31 protein-coding genes are annotated in these 19,949 nt (G+C 45.0%); 5 read left to right on the top strand and 26 right to left on the bottom strand.

Features of this window, described 5'->3' with window-relative positions; all coding sequences use genetic code 11:
* Window positions 1–9 precede the first annotated feature (9 nt).
* On the top strand, window positions 10–261 hold the full coding sequence (locus LCM20_RS09460) for a hypothetical protein (RefSeq protein WP_225195209.1): 252 nt from the start codon (window positions 10–12) through the stop codon (window positions 259–261).
* Window positions 262–349: 88 nt separating this feature from the next.
* Here LCM20_RS09460 and LCM20_RS09455 read toward each other — a convergent pair whose 3' ends face one another.
* The 11 genes from LCM20_RS09455 to LCM20_RS09410 form a co-directional block, all read right to left on the bottom strand.
* Window positions 350–718 carry a type II toxin-antitoxin system RelE family toxin gene (locus tag LCM20_RS09455; protein WP_225195208.1) on the bottom strand — a complete coding sequence of 123 codons (369 nt, stop codon included), beginning with the start codon at window positions 716–718 and terminating at the stop codon, window positions 350–352.
* Window positions 719–1,096: a hypothetical protein gene (locus tag LCM20_RS09450; protein ID WP_225195207.1), complete on the bottom strand. Its 378-nt coding sequence runs from the start codon at window positions 1,094–1,096 to the stop codon at window positions 719–721.
* Between the two features lie 504 nt (window positions 1,097–1,600).
* Complete coding sequence (locus tag LCM20_RS09445; protein WP_225195206.1) at window positions 1,601–1,867, bottom strand: hypothetical protein; 267 nt, start codon at window positions 1,865–1,867, stop codon at window positions 1,601–1,603.
* 32 nt (window positions 1,868–1,899) lie between these two features.
* Window positions 1,900–2,118 carry a DUF6199 family natural product biosynthesis protein gene (locus LCM20_RS20250; protein WP_412097995.1) on the bottom strand — a complete coding sequence of 73 codons (219 nt, stop codon included), beginning with the start codon at window positions 2,116–2,118 and terminating at the stop codon, window positions 1,900–1,902.
* 20 nt (window positions 2,119–2,138) lie between these two features.
* Window positions 2,139–2,618 carry a DUF4367 domain-containing protein gene (locus LCM20_RS09440; protein WP_225195205.1) on the bottom strand — a complete coding sequence of 160 codons (480 nt, stop codon included), beginning with the start codon at window positions 2,616–2,618 and terminating at the stop codon, window positions 2,139–2,141.
* Window positions 2,619–2,770: 152 nt separating this feature from the next.
* On the bottom strand, window positions 2,771–3,115 hold the full coding sequence (locus LCM20_RS09435; RefSeq protein ID WP_225195204.1) for a hypothetical protein: 345 nt from the start codon (window positions 3,113–3,115) through the stop codon (window positions 2,771–2,773).
* Between the two features lie 51 nt (window positions 3,116–3,166).
* A complete protein-coding gene (locus LCM20_RS09430) occupies window positions 3,167–3,415 on the bottom strand; it encodes a hypothetical protein (protein ID WP_225195203.1) in 249 nt (82 codons plus the stop codon).
* Between the two features lie 90 nt (window positions 3,416–3,505).
* Window positions 3,506–3,793 carry a TIGR04104 family putative zinc finger protein gene (locus LCM20_RS09425; RefSeq protein ID WP_225195202.1) on the bottom strand — a complete coding sequence of 96 codons (288 nt, stop codon included), beginning with the start codon at window positions 3,791–3,793 and terminating at the stop codon, window positions 3,506–3,508.
* Window positions 3,794–3,822: 29 nt separating this feature from the next.
* Window positions 3,823–3,972: a hypothetical protein gene (locus LCM20_RS09420; RefSeq protein ID WP_225195201.1), complete on the bottom strand. Its 150-nt coding sequence runs from the start codon at window positions 3,970–3,972 to the stop codon at window positions 3,823–3,825.
* 91 nt (window positions 3,973–4,063) lie between these two features.
* Window positions 4,064–4,525, bottom strand: a complete 462-nt coding sequence (locus LCM20_RS09415; protein ID WP_225195200.1) for an AAA family ATPase — start codon at window positions 4,523–4,525, stop codon at window positions 4,064–4,066.
* A 113-nt stretch (window positions 4,526–4,638) separates the two neighbouring features.
* Window positions 4,639–4,932: a hypothetical protein gene (locus LCM20_RS09410; RefSeq protein WP_225195199.1), complete on the bottom strand. Its 294-nt coding sequence runs from the start codon at window positions 4,930–4,932 to the stop codon at window positions 4,639–4,641.
* Window positions 4,933–5,083: 151 nt separating this feature from the next.
* On the opposite strand from LCM20_RS09410, the gene LCM20_RS09405 reads away from it, so the two are divergent.
* On the top strand, window positions 5,084–6,118 hold the full coding sequence (locus LCM20_RS09405) for a DUF1835 domain-containing protein (protein WP_225195198.1): 1,035 nt from the start codon (window positions 5,084–5,086) through the stop codon (window positions 6,116–6,118).
* 62 nt (window positions 6,119–6,180) lie between these two features.
* On the opposite strand, the gene LCM20_RS09400 is transcribed toward LCM20_RS09405, so the two are convergent.
* The 7 genes from LCM20_RS09400 to helD form a co-directional block, all read right to left on the bottom strand.
* Window positions 6,181–6,816 (bottom strand): class F sortase, encoded by a 636-nt coding sequence (locus tag LCM20_RS09400; protein ID WP_225195197.1) that lies wholly within the window; start codon window positions 6,814–6,816, stop codon window positions 6,181–6,183.
* Window positions 6,817–6,868: 52 nt separating this feature from the next.
* Window positions 6,869–8,206: a copper amine oxidase gene (locus LCM20_RS09395; RefSeq protein ID WP_225195196.1), complete on the bottom strand. Its 1,338-nt coding sequence runs from the start codon at window positions 8,204–8,206 to the stop codon at window positions 6,869–6,871.
* 238 nt (window positions 8,207–8,444) lie between these two features.
* Window positions 8,445–9,869 (bottom strand): aldehyde dehydrogenase family protein, encoded by a 1,425-nt coding sequence (locus LCM20_RS09390; protein ID WP_225195195.1) that lies wholly within the window; start codon window positions 9,867–9,869, stop codon window positions 8,445–8,447.
* Between the two features lie 249 nt (window positions 9,870–10,118).
* Complete coding sequence (locus LCM20_RS09385; RefSeq protein WP_225195194.1) at window positions 10,119–10,628, bottom strand: GNAT family N-acetyltransferase; 510 nt, start codon at window positions 10,626–10,628, stop codon at window positions 10,119–10,121.
* Between the two features lie 116 nt (window positions 10,629–10,744).
* Window positions 10,745–11,620, bottom strand: a complete 876-nt coding sequence (locus tag LCM20_RS09380; RefSeq protein ID WP_225195193.1) for an alpha/beta hydrolase family protein — start codon at window positions 11,618–11,620, stop codon at window positions 10,745–10,747.
* Window positions 11,621–11,640: 20 nt separating this feature from the next.
* Entirely contained in the window at window positions 11,641–12,111 is a 471-nt protein-coding gene (locus LCM20_RS09375) for a DinB family protein (protein ID WP_225195192.1), read from the bottom strand.
* 125 nt (window positions 12,112–12,236) lie between these two features.
* A complete protein-coding gene (helD, locus tag LCM20_RS09370) occupies window positions 12,237–14,564 on the bottom strand; it encodes an RNA polymerase recycling motor HelD (RefSeq protein WP_225195321.1) in 2,328 nt (775 codons plus the stop codon).
* A 737-nt stretch (window positions 14,565–15,301) separates the two neighbouring features.
* Between helD and LCM20_RS09365 the strand changes: the two genes are divergently transcribed.
* Window positions 15,302–15,583, top strand: a complete 282-nt coding sequence (locus LCM20_RS09365) for a hypothetical protein (RefSeq protein ID WP_225195191.1) — start codon at window positions 15,302–15,304, stop codon at window positions 15,581–15,583.
* A gap of 65 nt (window positions 15,584–15,648) precedes the next feature.
* Here LCM20_RS09365 and LCM20_RS09360 read toward each other — a convergent pair whose 3' ends face one another.
* The gene (locus tag LCM20_RS09360; RefSeq protein ID WP_225195190.1) at window positions 15,649–16,491 is read right to left on the bottom strand and encodes a nucleotidyltransferase; all 843 of its coding nucleotides are present in this window, start codon (window positions 16,489–16,491) and stop codon (window positions 15,649–15,651) included.
* A gap of 198 nt (window positions 16,492–16,689) precedes the next feature.
* Here LCM20_RS09360 and LCM20_RS09355 point away from each other — a divergent pair, with 198 nt between their 5' ends.
* Window positions 16,690–17,145 carry a site-2 protease family protein gene (locus LCM20_RS09355; RefSeq protein ID WP_225195189.1) on the top strand — a complete coding sequence of 152 codons (456 nt, stop codon included), beginning with the start codon at window positions 16,690–16,692 and terminating at the stop codon, window positions 17,143–17,145.
* A 33-nt stretch (window positions 17,146–17,178) separates the two neighbouring features.
* Here LCM20_RS09355 and LCM20_RS09350 read toward each other — a convergent pair whose 3' ends face one another.
* Window positions 17,179–17,415, bottom strand: coding sequence for a hypothetical protein (locus LCM20_RS09350; RefSeq protein ID WP_225195188.1), 237 nt, complete (start codon window positions 17,413–17,415; stop codon window positions 17,179–17,181).
* Window positions 17,416–17,562: 147 nt separating this feature from the next.
* On the opposite strand from LCM20_RS09350, the gene LCM20_RS09345 reads away from it, so the two are divergent.
* Window positions 17,563–17,793 carry a hypothetical protein gene (locus LCM20_RS09345; protein WP_225195187.1) on the top strand — a complete coding sequence of 77 codons (231 nt, stop codon included), beginning with the start codon at window positions 17,563–17,565 and terminating at the stop codon, window positions 17,791–17,793.
* On the opposite strand, the gene LCM20_RS20070 is transcribed toward LCM20_RS09345, so the two are convergent.
* The 6 genes from LCM20_RS20070 to LCM20_RS09320 all read right to left on the bottom strand — a co-directional run bounded on the left by LCM20_RS20070 (window position 17,753) and on the right by LCM20_RS09320 (window position 19,892).
* Entirely contained in the window at window positions 17,753–17,884 is a 132-nt protein-coding gene (locus LCM20_RS20070; protein ID WP_263622034.1) for a hypothetical protein, read from the bottom strand. The genes LCM20_RS09345 and LCM20_RS20070 overlap by 41 nt on opposite strands.
* A gap of 18 nt (window positions 17,885–17,902) precedes the next feature.
* Entirely contained in the window at window positions 17,903–18,097 is a 195-nt protein-coding gene (locus LCM20_RS09340; protein WP_225195186.1) for a hypothetical protein, read from the bottom strand.
* A 32-nt stretch (window positions 18,098–18,129) separates the two neighbouring features.
* Complete coding sequence (ytxJ, locus tag LCM20_RS09335; protein WP_225195185.1) at window positions 18,130–18,471, bottom strand: bacillithiol system redox-active protein YtxJ; 342 nt, start codon at window positions 18,469–18,471, stop codon at window positions 18,130–18,132.
* Window positions 18,472–18,493: 22 nt separating this feature from the next.
* Complete coding sequence (locus tag LCM20_RS09330; protein ID WP_225195184.1) at window positions 18,494–18,652, bottom strand: hypothetical protein; 159 nt, start codon at window positions 18,650–18,652, stop codon at window positions 18,494–18,496.
* A 130-nt stretch (window positions 18,653–18,782) separates the two neighbouring features.
* Window positions 18,783–19,241, bottom strand: a complete 459-nt coding sequence (locus LCM20_RS09325; RefSeq protein WP_225195183.1) for a DinB family protein — start codon at window positions 19,239–19,241, stop codon at window positions 18,783–18,785.
* Window positions 19,242–19,334: 93 nt separating this feature from the next.
* Window positions 19,335–19,892, bottom strand: coding sequence for a Uma2 family endonuclease (locus LCM20_RS09320; protein ID WP_225195182.1), 558 nt, complete (start codon window positions 19,890–19,892; stop codon window positions 19,335–19,337).
* Between the last annotated feature and the right edge of the window lie 57 nt (window positions 19,893–19,949).

The raw sequence follows: 19,949 nt of genomic DNA, 5'->3' as shown, positions 1-19,949 counted from the left end.
GGAATCATAATGGAATCAAAACCACTACCTTATATCATGTATTGGATCATCTTCGGCATAGGTATTCTGTCTTTCGCTATGCCTGTATTCCAGGAGTATGGAATCGTGACAACGATCATCGTAACGGTTATATGCAGTTTCTTCTGCCTTGTCATAGCAGCGGTAGTCAGGAAGCGCAATTTCATGTATTTAAGCGGCCTGCTGTTCGTGAGTCCTTGGTTGGTTTCATGGGCTGCGGCTTTCGTTAGGTCTATTTCTTAGATGGAGCAAGCTTTGAGAAGAGCCGGAAAATGAATCCATAAAAAAGCGGCACCTTGGGTGAAAATCAAGGTGCCGCTTCTTAAGCAAATCACATTTTATCGTAAAACTGATCAAGTCGCTCCATCGCTAGTTTATATGCTTTCTTTTTATCCCTTGGACCAATTGCGATGATTTCCATACGAATCGGCTGGTGATCAACTGGACGATAGATAATCCGGATATTCAGGGATTTAGATTTTATTTTTGCAAATCCATTTAATTGACCATGAAGAGACTCCGCAACCCCTTCTGGTTTGAAGAGTGGACCGTTTTTCGCCCGCCGCAGGATCTCAAGTAAAATAGACTGCCGCTTTCCTTTGTTAACGGACTTTAAATCCTTTTTAACTTCTTCTGTAAATTTAACTTCGACATTGTACTTATCGAGTATGATCCTCTGCAAATCTTCCAACGTCTTCATTTATTTGTCTTCTTCCAGCGCTTTCAAAAGAGCATCTACATCAATATCGTCATCCTCGAACACATCAGATAACGATAAATCCGCTGCATCATTTACACGTTCACTGGCTTCCTCAAGTGCGACTTGGTCAAAGGCCCGCTCCACTTCTTCTTTTAACGTAAGCAGATGCTCAAAATATTCAAGATCAGCAATGACAGCCTGGGCGTCTTTCTTCTTTCCATTCTGCACGATAAAAACTTCATCGGTAACTTCCCCTGAGTAAAGCTCCAATATTTCTGAGAGTTTTTTTTGGCGGGTCATTTCGGTCACACTATAAACATTGTTGCGGATGAAATCCAACATGTTCGTGTTGATCAACGGATGTTGCTTTTCCGACATCACTTTAGCCTCCATATTTTCAGTCCTTTCTGTATTATATGTCAGCATCCTTTATCTTTATACTCATTATACAAAGATTATGTGTGATAAACAACACATTTAAAAGCACAAAACATACCCATCATAGGCGGTACTCAACCTCTAAACTCATAATTGATTATGTATAAAACAGAGATGCTCCCAATAGCAGCACGGTAAGTATGAGGGGGATTTTTTTCATTGATCATATCCCCTTTCTATTGAGCCTATTTTCAGGTTGAGAAAATTGTGATTGAATTTAAATCGGGAGGGAACGTAGATGTCCAAAAAGAATTACGCAATGCGAAACTCAGAACACGATAAAAGGAAGAAACCCCGCGGATACATGGAAGCCTCCGTTTTAACAAACATCATTTTCTTTTCGATCCTATCCATTTGCGCCTTTCTCTTTCTGTTATTCTTCAAATGAAAGGCCACCCCTTTCATTTGAAGACATGTATCTAGCTGCTTTTCCCAAAGACTAAGTTACGTTCTTGTCTCCTGCCTTTTTTGAAGCCATGAAAACACTAATGATATCACCGCACAGATCACCCCGGTTAACACTAAGCCAATACCCATCCAAAGTTGAAAAGGCCCGCTCCCGAATTGACTGAACGGGTACGGACCTTTGATGATCCATACGTAGCGATCATCGTCACCATGTATAAACCAGTACAAACCGACAGGGCTGAGGAAGAATAGGAGAGACAGCCCCAGAAACAATGATGATAATAGCTTATATAAGACTCTCAAATTTCTCATCCTTCCATGTCACAATTCTATATTTAAGTTAAACTCACAATGATTCCAATCAGACCTGCAATTACAAAAGCCCAACTCCCAATGCGATTCGTCCATATGAAAAAAGTTGAAGGACCATCCGCATCGTCCGATTTCCAACTCTCAAAGATCAGCCACACCGTGTAGGGTGAAAAGATCCCCCATGCACCTACAGCTATAAATAGAAGACTTATGAAAATAATCCCCTCACCCTTTCCGTGCATTTTTCATAAAATCGTTTCGGTTATTCAAACGAGGAAGCGACACGGATCAATTTATCTTTGGACACTTCACCAGCTGTCGTTAATTCGTAAACGACTTCCTCGTCCTTCCACATGATCAATTTCACGGTTTCTCCATTCTCCATCTGCTGTTCCCCATACTCGCCTGTGAAGTCAGCATGATCAATGGGCTCTGTCTCGAATCGTTGCTCGATGTCATTTCCGTTGAACGTCATCAATTCGAGGACCTGCTGATCACTTTCCCCAATGAATCTGAAATCAAGCACAACATCCTCTGTCTGATCTCCAAGAGCTCCAGTGAAGTCTGTCTTCACCACTTCATATGGTAGCTCAGTTGGAAGCTTCGGTTGATACGGGGCATCGCTCACCTCTTCTTGAAGAGCCGAGGAATCAAACGAGTGCAGACCGTCCGCCTCCCCTTCACTCATACAACCCGACAACAGCAAAACAGCCGACAAAACCATAGTCAACAAATACTTCATTTCCGAATCTCCTCCCTTCCTATACATACGTTTACAAAAAAGGAACGTTTCACTTGGAGGGGACGGTTCTCTTGTTCCTAAACTGGAACATGAGAACCGTCCCTCCGTACCAGAAAAAAACGCCCGCCCTAAGCTTTAGGGCAGGCGCATCGTTATTCCTCGATCTTTTTTACATCAAACTCCAACCGGTCCAAATCCCATACGTCTTCTTCGTAACCTTTGGTGACCTCGACCTGTACTCGCTGCCCTTCCTCATAATCATTTGGATTGGCCACTCGAATCGTTTGCGAGTCATATTTTCTTATAAATCCATGCGTATCGTCATCATTTACACTAGACCACACATTAATATTGATGTCCATTTCTGCATTTTGTTGATTAATTTCAGTGATTTCCCCTTGAATAAAGGCTCCTTCATTAACCTGGATAAACCATAAGTATGCGAAGTAAGCGATGGCTAACGCCGGAATAATGAAGATGCGTTTTCGTTTTAACATTCTGTAATCCTCCTGTATGTACTTTCACTTCGAAGCGGAACGGTCTTTTTTTCATATGTATAGCACAACGACAATGAAGTATCCGATGAGTAAAGTTGTAGAAGCAATCATGATGATTCTTCCCCATACTTTGCTGTTATGGACGTAGTCTTCGTACCCTAAGATAAACCAATAGACTATAAGACTTGGAAGCAACAAAAAGTCTGGTACATCTACTATATCTAAGGCACTGTCGAGGATTAAGTAAGACAGACTCAACAATAGCATGATCTGCGCTGATCGTTTGACGACTTTCTCCAAGCAACCACTCCCTCATCCACACACTACCATAAGTTTCTATTTTTATGGAAGGACCTGTCTGCTGATTAATCCATCTCCTTGTCTATGTATCTACTTACGAACGAATTTGTAATTCACCGCAACAGGTGTAATCAGCATGCCTAATGTGAATACAATCAGTCCGATTCCCATCGTGGTCAGCGTGTTTTCGAACGGGGTCAGGGTTAAGCCGAAAATGAGCATGGGTACAACGCTCAAGCTCGTTACGGCGAATCTCGAGGGCCAGGTGATTTTATGTACACAGCCACAGTTCTTGCATTCGAGCTCAGCGTATAGAAAATTCCTTCTGAGAAGGCCCGACCAGGAAAATTCCGTTTTACAGCATTCGCAACTCGCCATTCAAGCGACACCACCTCTCTAAATCTCTACTAGTACCATACGATTGAGGATGGATTTCGTTTCAGTATGAGGTTAATATCCGTTAAATGCAGCCGATACGGCAATGCTCCAAACGATAAGCAGAAAATGATAGCTAGAATCGGCATGACAAAGATGGATAGAAATAAAAATACAACCATGGTTGCACCTCCTTTTTTCCGCGCGAAAAGAGAACTTACGTGAAAGGGTAAGTTCTCTCTTTGCCAAGTATGGAACGCATACAAATGAATCTCACAATAACCCTTTTAACTTCTCAGTGATACGCTCTATTCCTATATGTGAAGTATCAAGAACCACATCCGATCCTTTCACTAATAACGGCAAGACATTTTCATAACTATGTATAACCTCATTCCGCTCATCTGCACTCTTCCCATAATGATTAGACGTTCTTCTATCCAGTCGATCCATCATGATGTTCAGCTCAGCCTTCAGCAGCACGACGTGATCAAAGTGTTTATAGAACTTCCCTTGATTCGAATAACAACCGGATAAAAATAAATCCGTTCCCTGATGCCTCTCTAGCAATTCATTGATCTTTTCTTCATCCAAAACTCTTTCTGCTGACCCATCCGTTTCAATCGTTGTGTAGCCATAATCCGTGTCGACCACAGCGTATCCATCACGTTCTAATCGTTTCAGCACACTCGATTTCCCTACCCCGGATAAGCCTGTAATGAATATAATCGACATTCTGAAGCCTCCTTTCTATCGGTATCCATCCTATAGTTTCCTAGAATAACTCCCTCCATGGCTATAAAGTATAGCCATGACACTCAATGTTTTGATTGAGCATTCAGTTACCGTCATCCAAATAAAGACGGAAGCAAAATCAATCCGACAAAAATAATCAATGCGTTTATGACCAACAGAAGAACCGTCAGCCCGACCAGCAGCAGGATCGTCTTCCCCCACGAGCCGTTATGATGGATGCGATAAGATACGCAGATGAAAAGAACGGCGATAAAGGCCAGGGCTCCTGCGATATAGAAATTAAGGCCGTGGTGTTCCGGGGTGAATAAATTGTATCCAAGGAAATACATGAGTGCGGCGGCTAGGAGGAATAGAATACTAGTCTTTGAGTATTTGTTTAAGGTCATGGATATCTCCTCTTCAGATTTTTGAACTGGAAGCAGTAGATCTGTGCCCTCGCTTCCACACGATTGTGATACACTCATGTTATCATAATTTTCCAACTTCACACATCCAATGACTTGACGAAAAACTCGATTCAAAGAAGGAGAGAATGTCTTGATTGATGAACTAAAAAGGACCATCCAGAACTCCACAGAAGAAGAAGTAAAATCCCTGCTCTTTCAAATGCTCTTCCGCATTCACACGCTTGACGAAGTGGAGGCGTATTCAGACGAGCAGTTTGTTTCAGACATGAAACGAAGTTACGCTGACTTTCTTCATTACAAACAAAAAGTCGATGAGTCAGCTCAATATGAAGTCGTGCACCTTGCATTCGGTGATTCGGCTGCCGGATGTTTGAAAAAAGCCTTAGAAGAGATGGGATTACAGAACGAGGAAAAAGTCATCAACGTTGCAGATCGCTTTTCTATCGGACCTGTTTGGAACCTGCACGAAGCGAACGGCCTCCGCAACAGGCACGAATGGCTGAAGGAACATATCAATTTGGACGATGAAACGATCGATCAGTATCCACACACATTCCATCAAACCGTATCCGAAATCAGGGACATTCCACAGGACACGCCCATCATCATCTGGACGGGGGAAAATGTTCAGGAACAGACCGCATTGAGATTTGTTTTACATGCCTTACAAGAAAAACCGAATGACATCTTTATAGAAAATATAACGGAAGATTACAACAAGCTGTTCGCTGTGCCTGAAGATGAACCTTATCCCATACATACAGGACAGGTTTCTCCTGACAAATTAAGAATAATCTACGAGAAAAACAAAGAGATCTCTGCACTCACGAAAGACGAACGACATCTGCTCGAAAACGAATGGGAAGCGTTATCGGCAGGTGAAGAAGTGCTGCGGATATGGAAACAGGAGGAGCTTCATCATGTTGGGGAAGATTATTATGATGATTTGATTATGGATACGCTTCGCAACATCCATCATGAGAAAAAGAACCATGAGTTTATCAAATCCGCCCGGCTCATTGGCGAAGTCATGGGGCAGGTCCACCAAGTATTCGGTGACCAGTTCTTCGAGTATCGAGTGAGACACCTCATTGTGAATGGCCACTTGGAAATAAAAGGTGTTCCGAACGCGATGAGGAACTATAGTGTGAGGATTAAAACATGAGGTAAAACATGAGGGACGGTTCTCTTGTTTCAAAGATGAAACAAGAGAACCGTCCCTCTGTGTCATTTCAATTCCGTGTACACTACAAGCCGGTCTTGGTGACCGCCTTGATTTTGTATATAATCCCCTGTGCACGTGATCAGATTCAGCGTCTTCCTTGCCGTGTAGCCAAAAATGTCCTCGACGGGTGCGTCATTCTGCGGGAACACTTGGCGGTCGGTGACGACGAAGGTGAGCTGCTTTCCGTCTTCTCCTGTCACCATCACCTCATCCCCTTTTTCAAGTTCTGTAAGGCGGTTGAAGACAGCCGAACCTTGTGAGAGGCCGACGTGTCCTGCGATGACGGCACTCCCTTTGGCTCCGGGCTTTGCGCCAGGCTCGAACCAGGCGGTATTCTGAGCTTCTTTCGGCACGCCCATCTGTCCGTTTGCGAGCGTCCCGACTTTTTCAACAAACGCATCGACTCCGATTGAAGGGATCTGCACACGCTCAGGTGTTACACTGACGTCCTCTTCTTTGATGATCGGGTCAGCATAGCTGCCTTGTTTTTTCTTCTGAAGCCCTTGTGGTTCTTCTTGCGGTTCTTCCTGCTGCGTTTCTTCAGATGGCTCGCCTTCTGCTGTTGAAGAAGGCTCTGGGTTCGAACTACATGCGGCAAGAACCAAGGATAGGAATAGAAGGATCATCGTCCATCTCATAGAAATCCCCTCCGATGTTGAAAAAAGAGAGGGAACCCCCTCTCTTTAGTTCTTATTGTTCTGATTTACGAATGAATAGAGTCGTTGTTGCCAGTAGAGCCAGGATGGATGCGAAAATCCAGATGTTGTTGGAATCAGCTGTTCCACCAAGTCCTGTGTCCGGCATTTCAGACGGCATATCTTGTGCGAACTTGTCCGGGAACTGGTCTACGAAGCCTGAAGACAGGGCTTTTGATGCGCCGAACATGTGCGCGTACGCCATACGCAGGTTCTCATACGTTGCGGTGTAATCTTCTTCTGCATAGCTGTCAAATGTGCCGACCAACTGATTGACGTGCTCCTGAAGGTTACCTGCCAGTACGTCTGCATCCAAGCGTCCTTCTGTTGCCGTTTCAAGGAACTGGGAGAAGTCTGCGCGATACTGCGTCAGAGCTTGTAGCGCTTCTTCTTTCATCGCTTCATCTTCAGCGGCTGTTCCTTCTACATAAGAAACGAAGTTGCCGATGTGGCCGGACCACATTTCTTTGAACTGCGCTCCTGCTTCTTCACCATAAATGGAAGCAATCGCTGCGGATAGGTCATCTGTGTTGTTGGAAAGGGCTTGGACCGATGCGTCAAAGTCTTCGGATCCGTCGATTCCGTTCTGCATCGCCATTGCAGCAAGTCCTGCGTGTTCACTCATCAGGTGGTTCAAGTTGGAACGAAGGTCAGCGGCCGGTGTCACAGCTTTCGTGTTGTTAAACTTGTCCGGGAACTGATTGACGATCGCGCTTGAAAGTCCTTTACTCACGCCGTACATATGATGGATCGCTTCACGCTCGTATTCGTAGGCTTTCTCATAATCTCCCGCTACATAGCTGTCAAAAGCACCAATCAGTTGGTTGACGTGCATCTGCAATCCTTCAGCTAGTGCGTCTGCTTCAAGGCGCTCTCCTGTTGCGGTTTCAAGGAACTGGGAGAAGTCCTGACGATATTGGTTCAATTCATCAAGTGCTGCCTGCTTCATTTCTTCATCGTCATTGGCTGTTCCATTCACGTAACTGACGAAGAATCCGATATGATCAGACCACATTTTCTTGAACTGCTCGCCCGCTTCGTCTCCGTAAACAGAAGCGATCGCTGCGGATAGATCTTCTGTGTTCGCAGAAAGCGCTCCAGCGGAAGCTTCGAAATCAGCCGCTCCTTCTGCTCCTTTTCTCATCGTTTCGACGGCAAGGTAAGCGTGCTCACTCAGCAAGTTATCCAGTGTGGATCGGAGCTCGACAGCCTCGGTTTCAACCGTTGGCTTCATATGATCCTCGGCACTGACACTCAAAGTCGTCGGGATCAGTAAAGATACACTCAAAGGTACAGCTAGAAATGCATTACGTACGTTCTTGTTCATTTTCATTTGAAAATCTCTCCTTCGTTGTTGATGTATTTGCTAAGCTATCGAAGGAGAAATCGATTTGGATCACTTTTTTTCAAAAAAAAATTTTATTTTGTTGTGTAATAACCATGAAAAAAGCGCGGTATAGGCAGCATACCGCGCTTTTTAAAAGTTTGTTGTTAATAGAAAAAAAGAACTTCTCAAATCAAGAAACCTCTTAAATTACGAGGAGAATAGCTCTTCCTTAATCCATGAGCAGTTAAGACGGGAACCCAAGAATCGCTTTTTTCTCAAGATATTCTTCAATTCCATAATCGCCCCACTCACGACCAATACCCGATTGCTTATATCCGCCAAACGGTGCATTGAAATCATGAGAGGCATCATTTATCTTGATGCGTCCAGCACGGATGGATGTTGCAACTTTTCTAAGTGTTTCTGGATCTTTACCATAGACGTAACCGGCTAATCCATAGACAACATCATTTCCTATTTCAATCGCCTGATCGATGGTTTCATACGTAATAATACACATTACAGGGCCAAAGATCTCCTCTTGTGCGATCACCATATCATTCGATACATCCGTGAAGATCGTCGGTTTCGCGTAATACCCTTTATCTAACCCCTCTGGAAGTCCTGTACCACCGGCAATTAGATCGGCTCCTTCTTCCATCCCTTTTTCAATATAGGACTGAACAGTGTCCCACTGCTTCTTGGATACAAGGGGTCCAACGTAATTTCCTTCACGAGGATGACCTACCGGGAATTCAGGAAGCACTTCTAATACCGCTTGTTCAAATTCTTCCTTCTTAGAAGCTGGAACAATCATTCGGGTCGCTGCAGAGCAGACCTGCCCAGTATTCGTGGCGATATTACTTACTGCATTTCGCGCAGCATCCTTCATATCCGCATCTTCAAGAACAATCAATGGAGATTTACCACCTAGTTCGAGTGCAACGTTTTTAATCGTTTCAGAAGCATTTTTCATGACTTTCGTTCCAACGCCAGCTGAACCTGTGAATGACACAAAGTCAATATCAGGGTGTGAGCTGATGCCATCACCAATGGTTTCGCCTGTACCGTTCACGAGGTTGAATGCGCCCTTAGGCACGCCTACTTCATCAAAAATCTCCGCTAACATGATGGCAGCGAATGGCGTCATCTCAGAAGGTTTCAAAACAACCGGGCTACCGGCTGCAAAAGCGCTGGCAATTTTCGTTGAAGATTGATTTGTCGGGAAGTTCCATGGTGTGATCAAACCACTCACCCCAACGGATTCCTTGACGACTGTATGGTCACCGCGGTGTTCCATAAATTCAATATTTTTAAGAGATTCAGCCGCTTGGGCAAAATGATTATACCCCATGCTATAGTGAACCTTCTCCGAAATTTCAAGAGGTGCACCTAACTCGTCCGTCATGACTTCGATAAATTCGTCTTTGCGTCGTGCATAGGCTTCAGCTATGTTCTCAAGCATTTCAATCCGCTCTTCTTTAGAAGTTTGAGAGAAACTCGGGAAAGCATCGCGGGCTGCTTGAACCGCTTTATTCAAGTCTTCCTTCGTTCCTAAGCTGATTTGACCCATTGGTTCTTCCGTTGCAGGGTTAATGACGTCGTAGGTGTCATTGCCCGTTGATTCAACCCATTCACCGTTAATGTAATGTTTCAAGTTCGTACGCATATATTGAAATTCTCCTTTGTAAAAAGTTGTATGGTTTTGTTTGTTTAGTCATGTATTACCGCTTATGTTCTAAACAAAACATTTCAGCTAATAAAGGAGTTTTTTGAGGTGGTTTCCGTTTGCGCTTACATTAAGGAGAAAGCATGGGAACACTCGAAATAAGATTTGTTCAGATGTGCATCAAAAAAAGCACCTGAGAAAGTTGTGAAAGTGCCTGTTTGTAATTTTTTCAGGAGGGCGAAAGGACGCTTATAATTTAAGAGAATAGTAAGCTACATCGGCAACTCTGCCATGTAAATGCGATTCAGGCAACACCGCTACCAAAGTAAATCCGAGTTTTTCAATTAACTTTTTTGACGGCATATTTTTATCATCTATAGTAGCAGATAAACGTTTAAGGTTTAATGTGCTTTTACAATGCTCCATGACCGCGGAGACCGCTTCATACGCAAAACCGCTTCCCCAGTGCTCCCTCATGAAGCGATAACCAATTTCGCCAAGATAACCTTCTGCTATTTGTGGAATCATTACATCACCGATGAACTCATCCGTATCTTTTAATGCGACCGTCCATTTTGTTTCAGTACGATTCCTGACCATTTCTATCATCGAGTGTTCATCACGAGGGGGATTGATTCCAAGAAATTCTCTTACTTCTTCATTGTTAAACATTTTAAGCATGTTGGGAATGTCTTTATCCGCTCTCGGACGTAAAACCAATCGTTCTGTTTGAATGTTCGGTGCTTCTTTTATTGCCATGATATTCTTCAGCCTTTCGTGCATTATGTAAGTAATCTATTGTAATCCCCTTATGAAATTTAATTATAAGGAGATTAAGATTATATGAGTTACTTCAAAACTCAGTTGCAAGACCTTTACTTTAATAGAAACTGAAGGATATCCACATGCAGCCTCTCATGAAAACCTTCACGATCGAATCCCTCAGGGTCCTGTGAAGGCGGAAAGGACGCGCTTTTCATTGCTTCAGGAAAAGGCGTTAAAAACGAGAAGTGACCCCCGTTTTCGACCACCTTGTGTTCTATCATTTCAGGATGCTTCACCCCTTGGCGTAATAGTTCAGCGTGAAAAGAAGGCGTGACCTCATCTTTCTCGCCGGTCATCACGAAGATGGGGAGATGGACGTGATCCAGTGCCCCCTTTTCCCTGAACCAACCGAGCGCGGGTGCCAGCAGAATCAATTTCTTAATCCGCTTCTCTTTTTCCACATCGACCACTACTGGACTTCCACCCTCCGTTTCCCCCGGAAGAGATGTCGGGATTCCTCCCGCTGCTGCCACAGCCGTGTATCCGCCCATGGAGTGTCCGATCATCGAGATGTCGTCCTGCTTGATATGATCCCGGAACGAATGGTCCTCCATAAACCAGTCGATCGCTTGCGTGATGTGTTTCGGCCGGCTTTCAAGAAGTTCCATCGAATCCTTGAACCGATTGTCATGAATATTATTGAATGGATGTTCCGGCATGGCGACGATGAATCCGCTCGCTGCCAACGCCTTCGCAAGACCTCTGTAAACAAGCGGCGTCCCGCCCGTGCCATGAGAAACGATAACGAGTGGGTATGTACCGTTTGACAGATCAGCTCCTGTTGCCACATGCATTGGATACGGCCCGATTCTCTCTTCTTTTTCAGGTTCATCTGTGGGGTAGAAAACAAACATGGGGAATGTCACGTCTAAATGATCATCCCTTACCTCCACCTTCCGAAAGCCTGTGAAATGTTCTTTTTCCATAATGGGCACCCCTCCTTTTCTTAACGATTCGCCGGCCACGAACCCTGCAGTTTTCTAATTTGGATGATTTGACCTGTGTGGTAAGCGTCATGGAGGAAAATATCCAACAGCTTCTCATCCAGCGACTCCTTCTCCAGTTGATCGTCCGTTAGCTGGCTCAGCGCTTCACGCAGCTGGTTGTGCGCCTTCCCGGCACGTTCCACGACCTGATGCCATTCCTCATCTTCGTCTGACTGTGGAACATAATGGAACGTTTCGTCTCCATCTAAATTTTGCGTCCAATCACGCCCCTCGAGCTTTGCGGTGAGTCGTTCCTTATAATAGATGAGGTGACTGGCATTTTCCCAAATCGATTTCGTCGCTTCTCCTTCCGGCTTCCACTTCGCCTGCTCCGCTGTAATTCCTTCCATGGAAGGTTTAAAAGGCGCAAACCAGCTTTCTTGATCGAATGTTGAATCTAAAGCATGCATGAGTAAGTCCACTTTTTTCAAAATACATCTCCTCCTCAACGTACGTTTCTTGTCTTATTCTACATTCGCTAAAGGATGATGCTTCTCCTTCACAGCAAAAAAGCACGGGGGACATCTTTTCGTCCTCCGTGCTCGAATTATTTAGATCACCGCTGAGCGACCAGCATCCGTCCCTGCTGCACATCATCCATCAGAAAGCTCGGTTCCCCGACACTGTATAGATGAAGGTGGTGCATCGCTCTCGTGCACGCTGTATAGAACAGCCTGCGCAGATGCTCTTCTCCATATACTTCTTCGGAAGCATTGTAGATGATGACCGAATCGAATTCGATTCCTTTTGCGAGATACGCCGGGATCACCACGACGCCCTGCTGGTACTCTTCTGTGTTTTTCCTCACGAGTGTGAGGTCTTCCATGCTGCTGCGGAGCGATTCATAGGCGGCGGCACTCTCCGTCGCGGACTTGCAGATGATGGCGACCGTTTGGGATCCACTTGCCTGCAGCTCTTCTACTCTCTGGCGGATTGACCTGTGAAGGGTCCGCTTATCCTCCACCACGTTCATCGTCGGCTGCTCGCCTTCGCGTTCGAACGCCTTGATCTGCTTCCCTTCCGGAACAAGCTCGCGCGTGAACTCGATGATCTCTTTCGTCGATCGATAGCTGCGGTCGAGTTCGATCAGCTCCGTCTCATCCGGTCCATACAAGCTCGAGAGGTCGTTGAAATCGGATAGATCATGGGAGTGGGCGAAGATCGCCTGGTTGAAATCGCCGAGCACCGTCATTCTCGCCGCCGGGAACAGCCGCTTGATAAACTCGAACTGAAAAATCGAATAGTCCTGCGCCTCGTCAATCAGCACATACTTAATCGACGTATTGGACTGGAAGCCTTGGATCAGTTCCTTTAAAAGCAGGTACGGCGTCGCATCTTCGTTATGCAATTCATCCCGCTCCAGCATTTCTTTTGTCAAAATACGAATGTCTTCCCACTCAGGTGGCAGCTCCTCACGATTCCATAACACATCGTCCATCGAGGCGTCGAACAGCTGGTTGTATAGCTTCTTCACGTGGATGAATTCGAGCGATTCGATTTTTTTCCGTAACGACTTCATACGGCTGCGCACGATATAACGGGCGAGCATACGGTTCTCTTTGTCATAGTACTCGAAGGAATCTTCCTCTAAATTGTTGAAGACTTTCTGAAGTTCGTCTTTGCTGAGCAGTTCGATTTCCTCCTGCACCCACGCCTTCTTCCGCTCTTCCTTTTCCACCTGATCGATCTTCTTCAATAACCATTCCTTCAGCTTCTCGATTCGATTAAGGAACCGCATAGACGTATGCTCCTGATAGAAGAAGTCGGTGATCTCCTTCGATGTCGCTACTGACTTTCCACGGAACTTGATGCCTCTGAACATCATACCGGAGGACTCCAAGGCTTCGCGGTATCGCCTCATCCCTTCAAAAAAGGTCGCGGATGACTTGAATCGGATGCTCGCTTTTCTCGTGTCATAACGACGTCCGGGCTCTGCTTCAAGCAAAAATTCCAGCTGGTCATACGGATCCTCCACTTTGAACGAGTCCCGCAACCGGTAGTTCAAATAATCCTGGAAGGTTTCCTGCTCCATGTTCTCCTCCCCGAGCTCCGGCAGCACGTGGGATACGTAGTTGCTGAACATGTTGTTCGGAGTGAACAGAATGATCTGGTCCGCCTTCAGCGTGTCGCGGTATTTATAGAGGAAATACGCAATCCGCTGGAGGGCAGCCGACGTCTTGCCGCTTCCCGCAGCACCCTGCACGACCAGTAATTTACCGCCGACGTTCCTTATAATATGGTTCTGATCCCGCTGAATGGTCGCGACGATGCTCTGCATATGCTTGTTCGTCCCCTGCCCCAATACGGATTGGAGGATTTCGTCTCCAATGGTCAGGCTCGTATCGAACATCGACTCGATCACACCATTCCGGATCGTGTACTGCCACTTTTTATCTAAATGGCCTTCAATCGTTCCACCCGGGGTCTCATATTCGGCCGGGCCGGGAGGATAGTCGTAGTAGACGCTCGAAATCGGCGCGCGCCAGTCGTAAATCAGGATGTTCTCATTCGCTTCGTCGGTGACCGTCGCCACCCCGATATGAATGCGCTCCGCCTCATCCGCCCCCTCTTCCCGGAAATCGATCCGTCCGAAATACGGGGATTCCTCGATCCGCTTCAGCTTCTTCAGCCGGTCGTAGGCATGCCAGTGCGTGCCTTGGATGACAGACAAATCCTGTGCCTGCTGACGCATCCCGATGATCGTCTCCAAATAATCATCGAACGTATCCATATTCACCTTCAGGTCATCCCAGAAGTGCTTCCGGATCTGAATGACTTCTTCCTTTCGCTTGGCCGAATCGGCTTCAACGTCATGGATCTGCTTCTGGATTGTCTCCATAACCTCATTCAAATACTGCTGCTCGTTCCGAATTTGTTCGTCCAGCTCGACCACTCCTCTATATTTGTATCTTTTTCTATGTTTTTCATCTTGGTTCCTGGTCCGGTAACGACCCTTTTTTCAAGACTTGCGAAGGTGCCGTTTGACATGGACCCGCCTTAGTGATATGATTGTAGTGTAAGATGGTCACACGTTTATCATACATAATTAAACAGGCGTCTCTTGATGATAGCACGACGCCTTATAGGTTGCAAGATGAAAATCTGGAATAGGTCCAGGTTATTTTTTTGTTCAGAAAAGGTGAGCCTGTTTTCAGGTTCATCTTTATTTTTTCCGGGATAAAAGGGAAGCTATTTCCAAGTCCCTAAGCCTATGATACGTTTAGAGGATGTAGTGTTTTTTTGAGAACTATATTTTTGTAACAAGGGGCTAGATGATGCGACCATTAGAGATGATTTATTATTTAGTAAAAGCTGTATTATATATTTTGTTGGCCATTGTTCTATTTGCAAACATGTTTGAATACCAACCACTTAGTCCACTGGCGCGAACTCTCATTATAAGTATTGTTTTATTTGAAGCCATTATGATGATTAGAAAAGTGGATAATAGAAATCAGAATAGTGAACAATGAGTTTTTTTAACGAGCAAACTTTCACACAGGCTGTCGTTCCGTACGACAGCCTGTTTTTATTCGTTGAGTGTAAAGACCCGTTTGTAAATAATTGGTTTGCTGATAAAATAGATATAGCGCAATCCAATATCTACAAGGGGGATTCCAATTGAGCAAAAAGGCGTTTCATATCTACAACATCACGGCTCTTCTCATCCTGTCAGCCTTTAACCTTCTAGTGCTCTTTGCCTTCGGTATGGGAGAAGGTGGCATGGGCATTTCAGCGTGGCTTCCGATCACACTTTCGTTTGTGATCTGGGGTGGTTTGTACTTCGTTCAATTTGTCCGTTCCAATGAGATTTGGAGAATGTCCTGGTTCTTCGTGATGGTCGTGTCGCTATTTTTCTGGCAGACAGGGCTGGGGGCAAGTTTCGGTCGGATGTTTGGGTGAAATGTAGGGGACGGTTCTCTTGTTCCATAGCTGGAACAAGAGAACCGTCCCCTATGTCCATGACATTAAAGCGGAAGATGCATGGCTCTTTTCGGATTGTGAACATCCAGCCACTTCTCTGTTTCCGCCTCCATCCACTGACCAAATCCGTTCAGAAATTCGAGGATATCTCCTGAGTCTGATAGCGGATTAATGGAATACCACAACGCTGTTTTCATCTCCTGTTCTTTTTCAGGATAATGCTTGGCAAATAGCGTGTAGGCAGGAAAAAGATCTCTTGTGTATGCTTTTTCCTGATCAATCACAAGCACTCCCCCGGCCCTCACGATGATCCGCATAATCCATGAACAGACATCCTTGATATCTTCCACGTCATCATTGTCCGTTACCTCACCCTTCGCGTAATCCATTAATGAAGAAAAGTGGATGAGGTGTTCGTTCGCCAGCGAGACGTCTGGTTTATAATCGGGGAGCTGCGGAATCAAGTTCTCGCCATACACGCACAGGCCGTAAGTCTTCAGAATGAACGGAATCATCGAGCAGTGCTCCGTCTCCTCCACCTCACTTATGGGGCTGAACCCTAAATCGACTCCATTAATGAAGGAGAATTTTTGATCGATAAACTGTTCAGTCTCCTCCACCCAGTCTAAATCAAGTTCCTCCGGGTCCTTATAGGTCACGGCTATGAAGTCGACGTCCGACACCCCTTCCATATCCAACCCTTTCGGCACCGAACCTCGGAGGTACAGGCTGTGAATGTCATTTGGTAAAGCAGCCAGACATCGATCCGTCAAAAGTTGAATCGCTTCCTGGAATCTTGCGTTGATTTTGCCGGAGTCGGATTCGTTGATGATATAGCCGTGGTCGTCGAGCGTGCATAATGATCCTATTTCTTTGATTTCAGTCATTGAATTCCTCGTTTCTTGTTATGTTTTCTTAGAGTAACGCCTGTTCATACGATTCGACACATCATTCATTATATTAGGATAATAAATGAAATTGTGTTATGTTGTCCAAATGGTTCCTGAATCGAACCTTATATCCTGCAGGGTTCCAAATATAGAATAAGTGAGGAAGCATGCATGTTCACATTCAGTGATATCCCGATGTTTTTTGTGAATTTCTTTTTGATATTACCTTTGGTCACCCTCATCCATGAAGCCGGGCATGTGCTGACGGCACGATTGTTCGGTGGAAAGATCAAGTTTTGTATAGGGACGGGTAAAACCCTTTTCAATATCGGCTCACTCGAAGTAAAGAAGAAATACTTCATGGAAGGCTGGTGCCAGTACGACTCGTTAACCTATAACAAAACGTGGGCCCACGTTGCCATTTATTTAGCGGGCAGCGGCTTTAATCTGATCGTCATCCTCTTGTTGAACTTTCTAATCACAACTGAATTCCTGCCTGCCACATTGTTCTTTTACCAATATGCCTACTTTTCCATCTACTTCATCTTCTTTTCTTTGTTTCCTTACAGAAATGATGATGGAAAACCAAGTGATGGGATGGCCGTTTATGATGTCCTACGTTACGGGAAGGCTGAGGATCCTATTGATTGACTGGACAAGACGAATAGCCAACTCATTGGTTGGCTATTTTTCATTTGCAAATTTAATATGGTTAAACCCCATGTACAGGATGGCTAAAAGTGAAAATAATACACCATAAAACCATACCGAGGAAGCCCAGAGCTGTCTGAAAGAAGCATGTAAATCAGCCCCGCCTTCTTCTGGAGGTAACAGGGAGTAGGTTGATAACTGGAAATAAAACATGCATGAACAAAACGCTAGAATCATCCCACTGATCATGAGACTGACTTTTTTATTCATAATAGCCCCTTTCTTTTACTCCATGTAGAGACTACCACATTTTTCAAATCAGCTGAAGTTTCCAGAAAAGATTTATGAAACATTTATTGCAATGATATGTATTTGTGTGTAACGATAATCGAAGCCCTCGTTTAAAGGAGGAAAACGATGATGCCTTTTCTACTCATCGCCGTGCCGATTCTATCCATGATTTTCATGTACCAGACGTACCGCATCATCATACTTGTGGTGCACCCTTCTGTGGAAACACAGAACAAACTGGAGAACAAAATCTTTTATAACAGCATTTTGTTCGGAGTGTTAGTGCTTACCTGTCTATTCTGTATAGCGGCGGAACCTATTTTTCAATCTTCTTCTCCAAGCGGTTCACCTTTTTAAACAAAACGACCAGTGAAATGACCACACCGATGGGAACCCCCCAAGTCAGCAGCATGCCTATGATCATCACGATTGTTGCTGATAAGTCCATCCTTTTTCCTCCTGCCCCTTACTTATTCCGTTCCTCCATCAGTTGATCGACCTTTTCTTCCAGCCGGCTTAATCGATTCGATTTCCTCTTCGACAGCACGACCGCTAATGCGATGCCTCCAACGATTCCGCCTACGATGACCGCAAGAATAATGAACATCATGACTTGCGCAATCATATCGCCTACCATGAATTGATTCGATAATAGATACATTGTGACCTCCTATTGTTATGCCAAAACCAAGTTTATGAAGGAACGACTTTCTCCAATCGCTTCTTCGTAATCATCCAGTGCGATGTGTTCCAAATGATTTGCTGCTGATCGATAAGGAAAATCTGTGGTGATTTATGTTGGACATCGGTGTCCTTCGCTATTTTCTCCGATACCGTTCTGTTTTCAATCACCTTCACCATATAGCAGTCCACTCGCCCTTCCTTTTGAAAAGCCTTCAGCTGCTTGAATGCTCTCGCACTGATCATACAGGAGGTGCTGTGCTTAAAGACTAAAACCGGCGAATCCATCGAACGCTTCCAAACATCCCGCCATTCTTCCAGCGATGTCAGTTCCTGAATATTCTCCACGTTCATCCCTCCTCATCTATTTATGAATCTAACGCTCACTTCTACTCCCTAACTTTGAACCAAACACGACACCTAGAATGATACCGATGGGCAGAAACACCGCCAGTTGATCTAAAGTGATCCCTAGACTCGTGCCGATGGCTGCACCCAGAGCAATTCCGATTCCACGGTATTTTGATTTGTTCATCGTTCCTTCTCCCGTCTGTCCTTTTTCGAAAAGGGGCTTTAGGTTACATACGATTGTAGACGCAAATCGTTTCATGAATCTGTCTTACTATAAAAAAAGCTGACTACATCACACAGTCAGCTTCTCTCTATTATTCAGCTATTTGAGCCTTCAGTGCCTTAATGCCTCCCGTATGTAAACCTTCATGGTACAACGTGAAATTCAGAATCTCCCCAACGGTCGGAAGTCCAAGGAAAGCTTGAGCCGCTTCATCGTCCAGCTGCCCCGCAAGCACATTCTTTAACACACCTGGCTGTTCTTCCAGCGCTTTTTTCAACTCATCCAATGAAGGGACCTCGCCTTCCCAATCGGCTGGATTCGTTCTTGGTGCAAACAGCTCGAGATAGCGCTGCGGCGTTTCAACCGGCTTGCCACCGAACCTTGTCATCAGCGAATTCTGCACGACGTAAATATGACCGAGGTTCCAGCGGATCGTATTGTTGAATCCTTCCGGCTGAAGATCAGCCTGCTCTTCTGTGACACCTTCGATTTCTTTCAATGTCGATGTACGGACTAATTGTATTTGTTGAAAAATTTGTTCTTCATTCATGTCATCATCTCCTCGTCTATCATTCTAGCTGTTCTCTTTTGCATGCTCAACATTTTCACAAAAAATGCCTGCCCTAAAAAGGACAAGCAAACATTAAAAAATACGTTCAAGCGATATTCGAAACCCTTCAAGTACGGTAGACTCAATCATTCCTTCGTCTTTCGCTATATTGGCCTGCTGGTACTGTCGTTCGTCATCCAGCGTATAGATTTGCACAACGTTCAGCATCGGATTAATGATCCAATACTCCTTCACCCCATATTGCATATAGAGGTTCAGTTTCGTAACTAAATCATGGGACTGATTGGATGGACTCAAAATCTCGACGATGAACAAAGGAACGCCCGTGAAGCGGTTCTCCCCTATGTCTTTCTCACAAATCACACTCAGATCAGGAATCACGATATGCGTCCCTTCTACATGGCCATCTTTCAGTTCGATGTCATACGGAGCATTGAACACTTCACAGTCCGTCCCTTCAAGGTGTTGATAGAGAGCAACTGTCATTTTAGCTGAAATGCGCTGGTGTTTCGTCGAAGGAGAAGGCAAGGAGAAAACGAAACCGTCCAGGTACTCCAGTCGTTCATCGCTCTCATCCCGGATCTTCTTGTATTCCGAGAAACTGACTTTGTTTGGTTGAGATGGACTCATGATGAACCCTTCCTCCTCCTTTGGAATTGTAATACCATATTCCAAATGACTGGCTCT

This window comes from Halobacillus litoralis (assembly GCF_020171725.1).
GTDB classification, from domain to species: Bacteria; Bacillota; Bacilli; order Bacillales; family Halobacillaceae; genus Halobacillus; species Halobacillus litoralis_F.
Note: the sequence above shows the minus strand (reverse complement) of the source record. Positions and strands in the feature narration are given on the sequence as shown.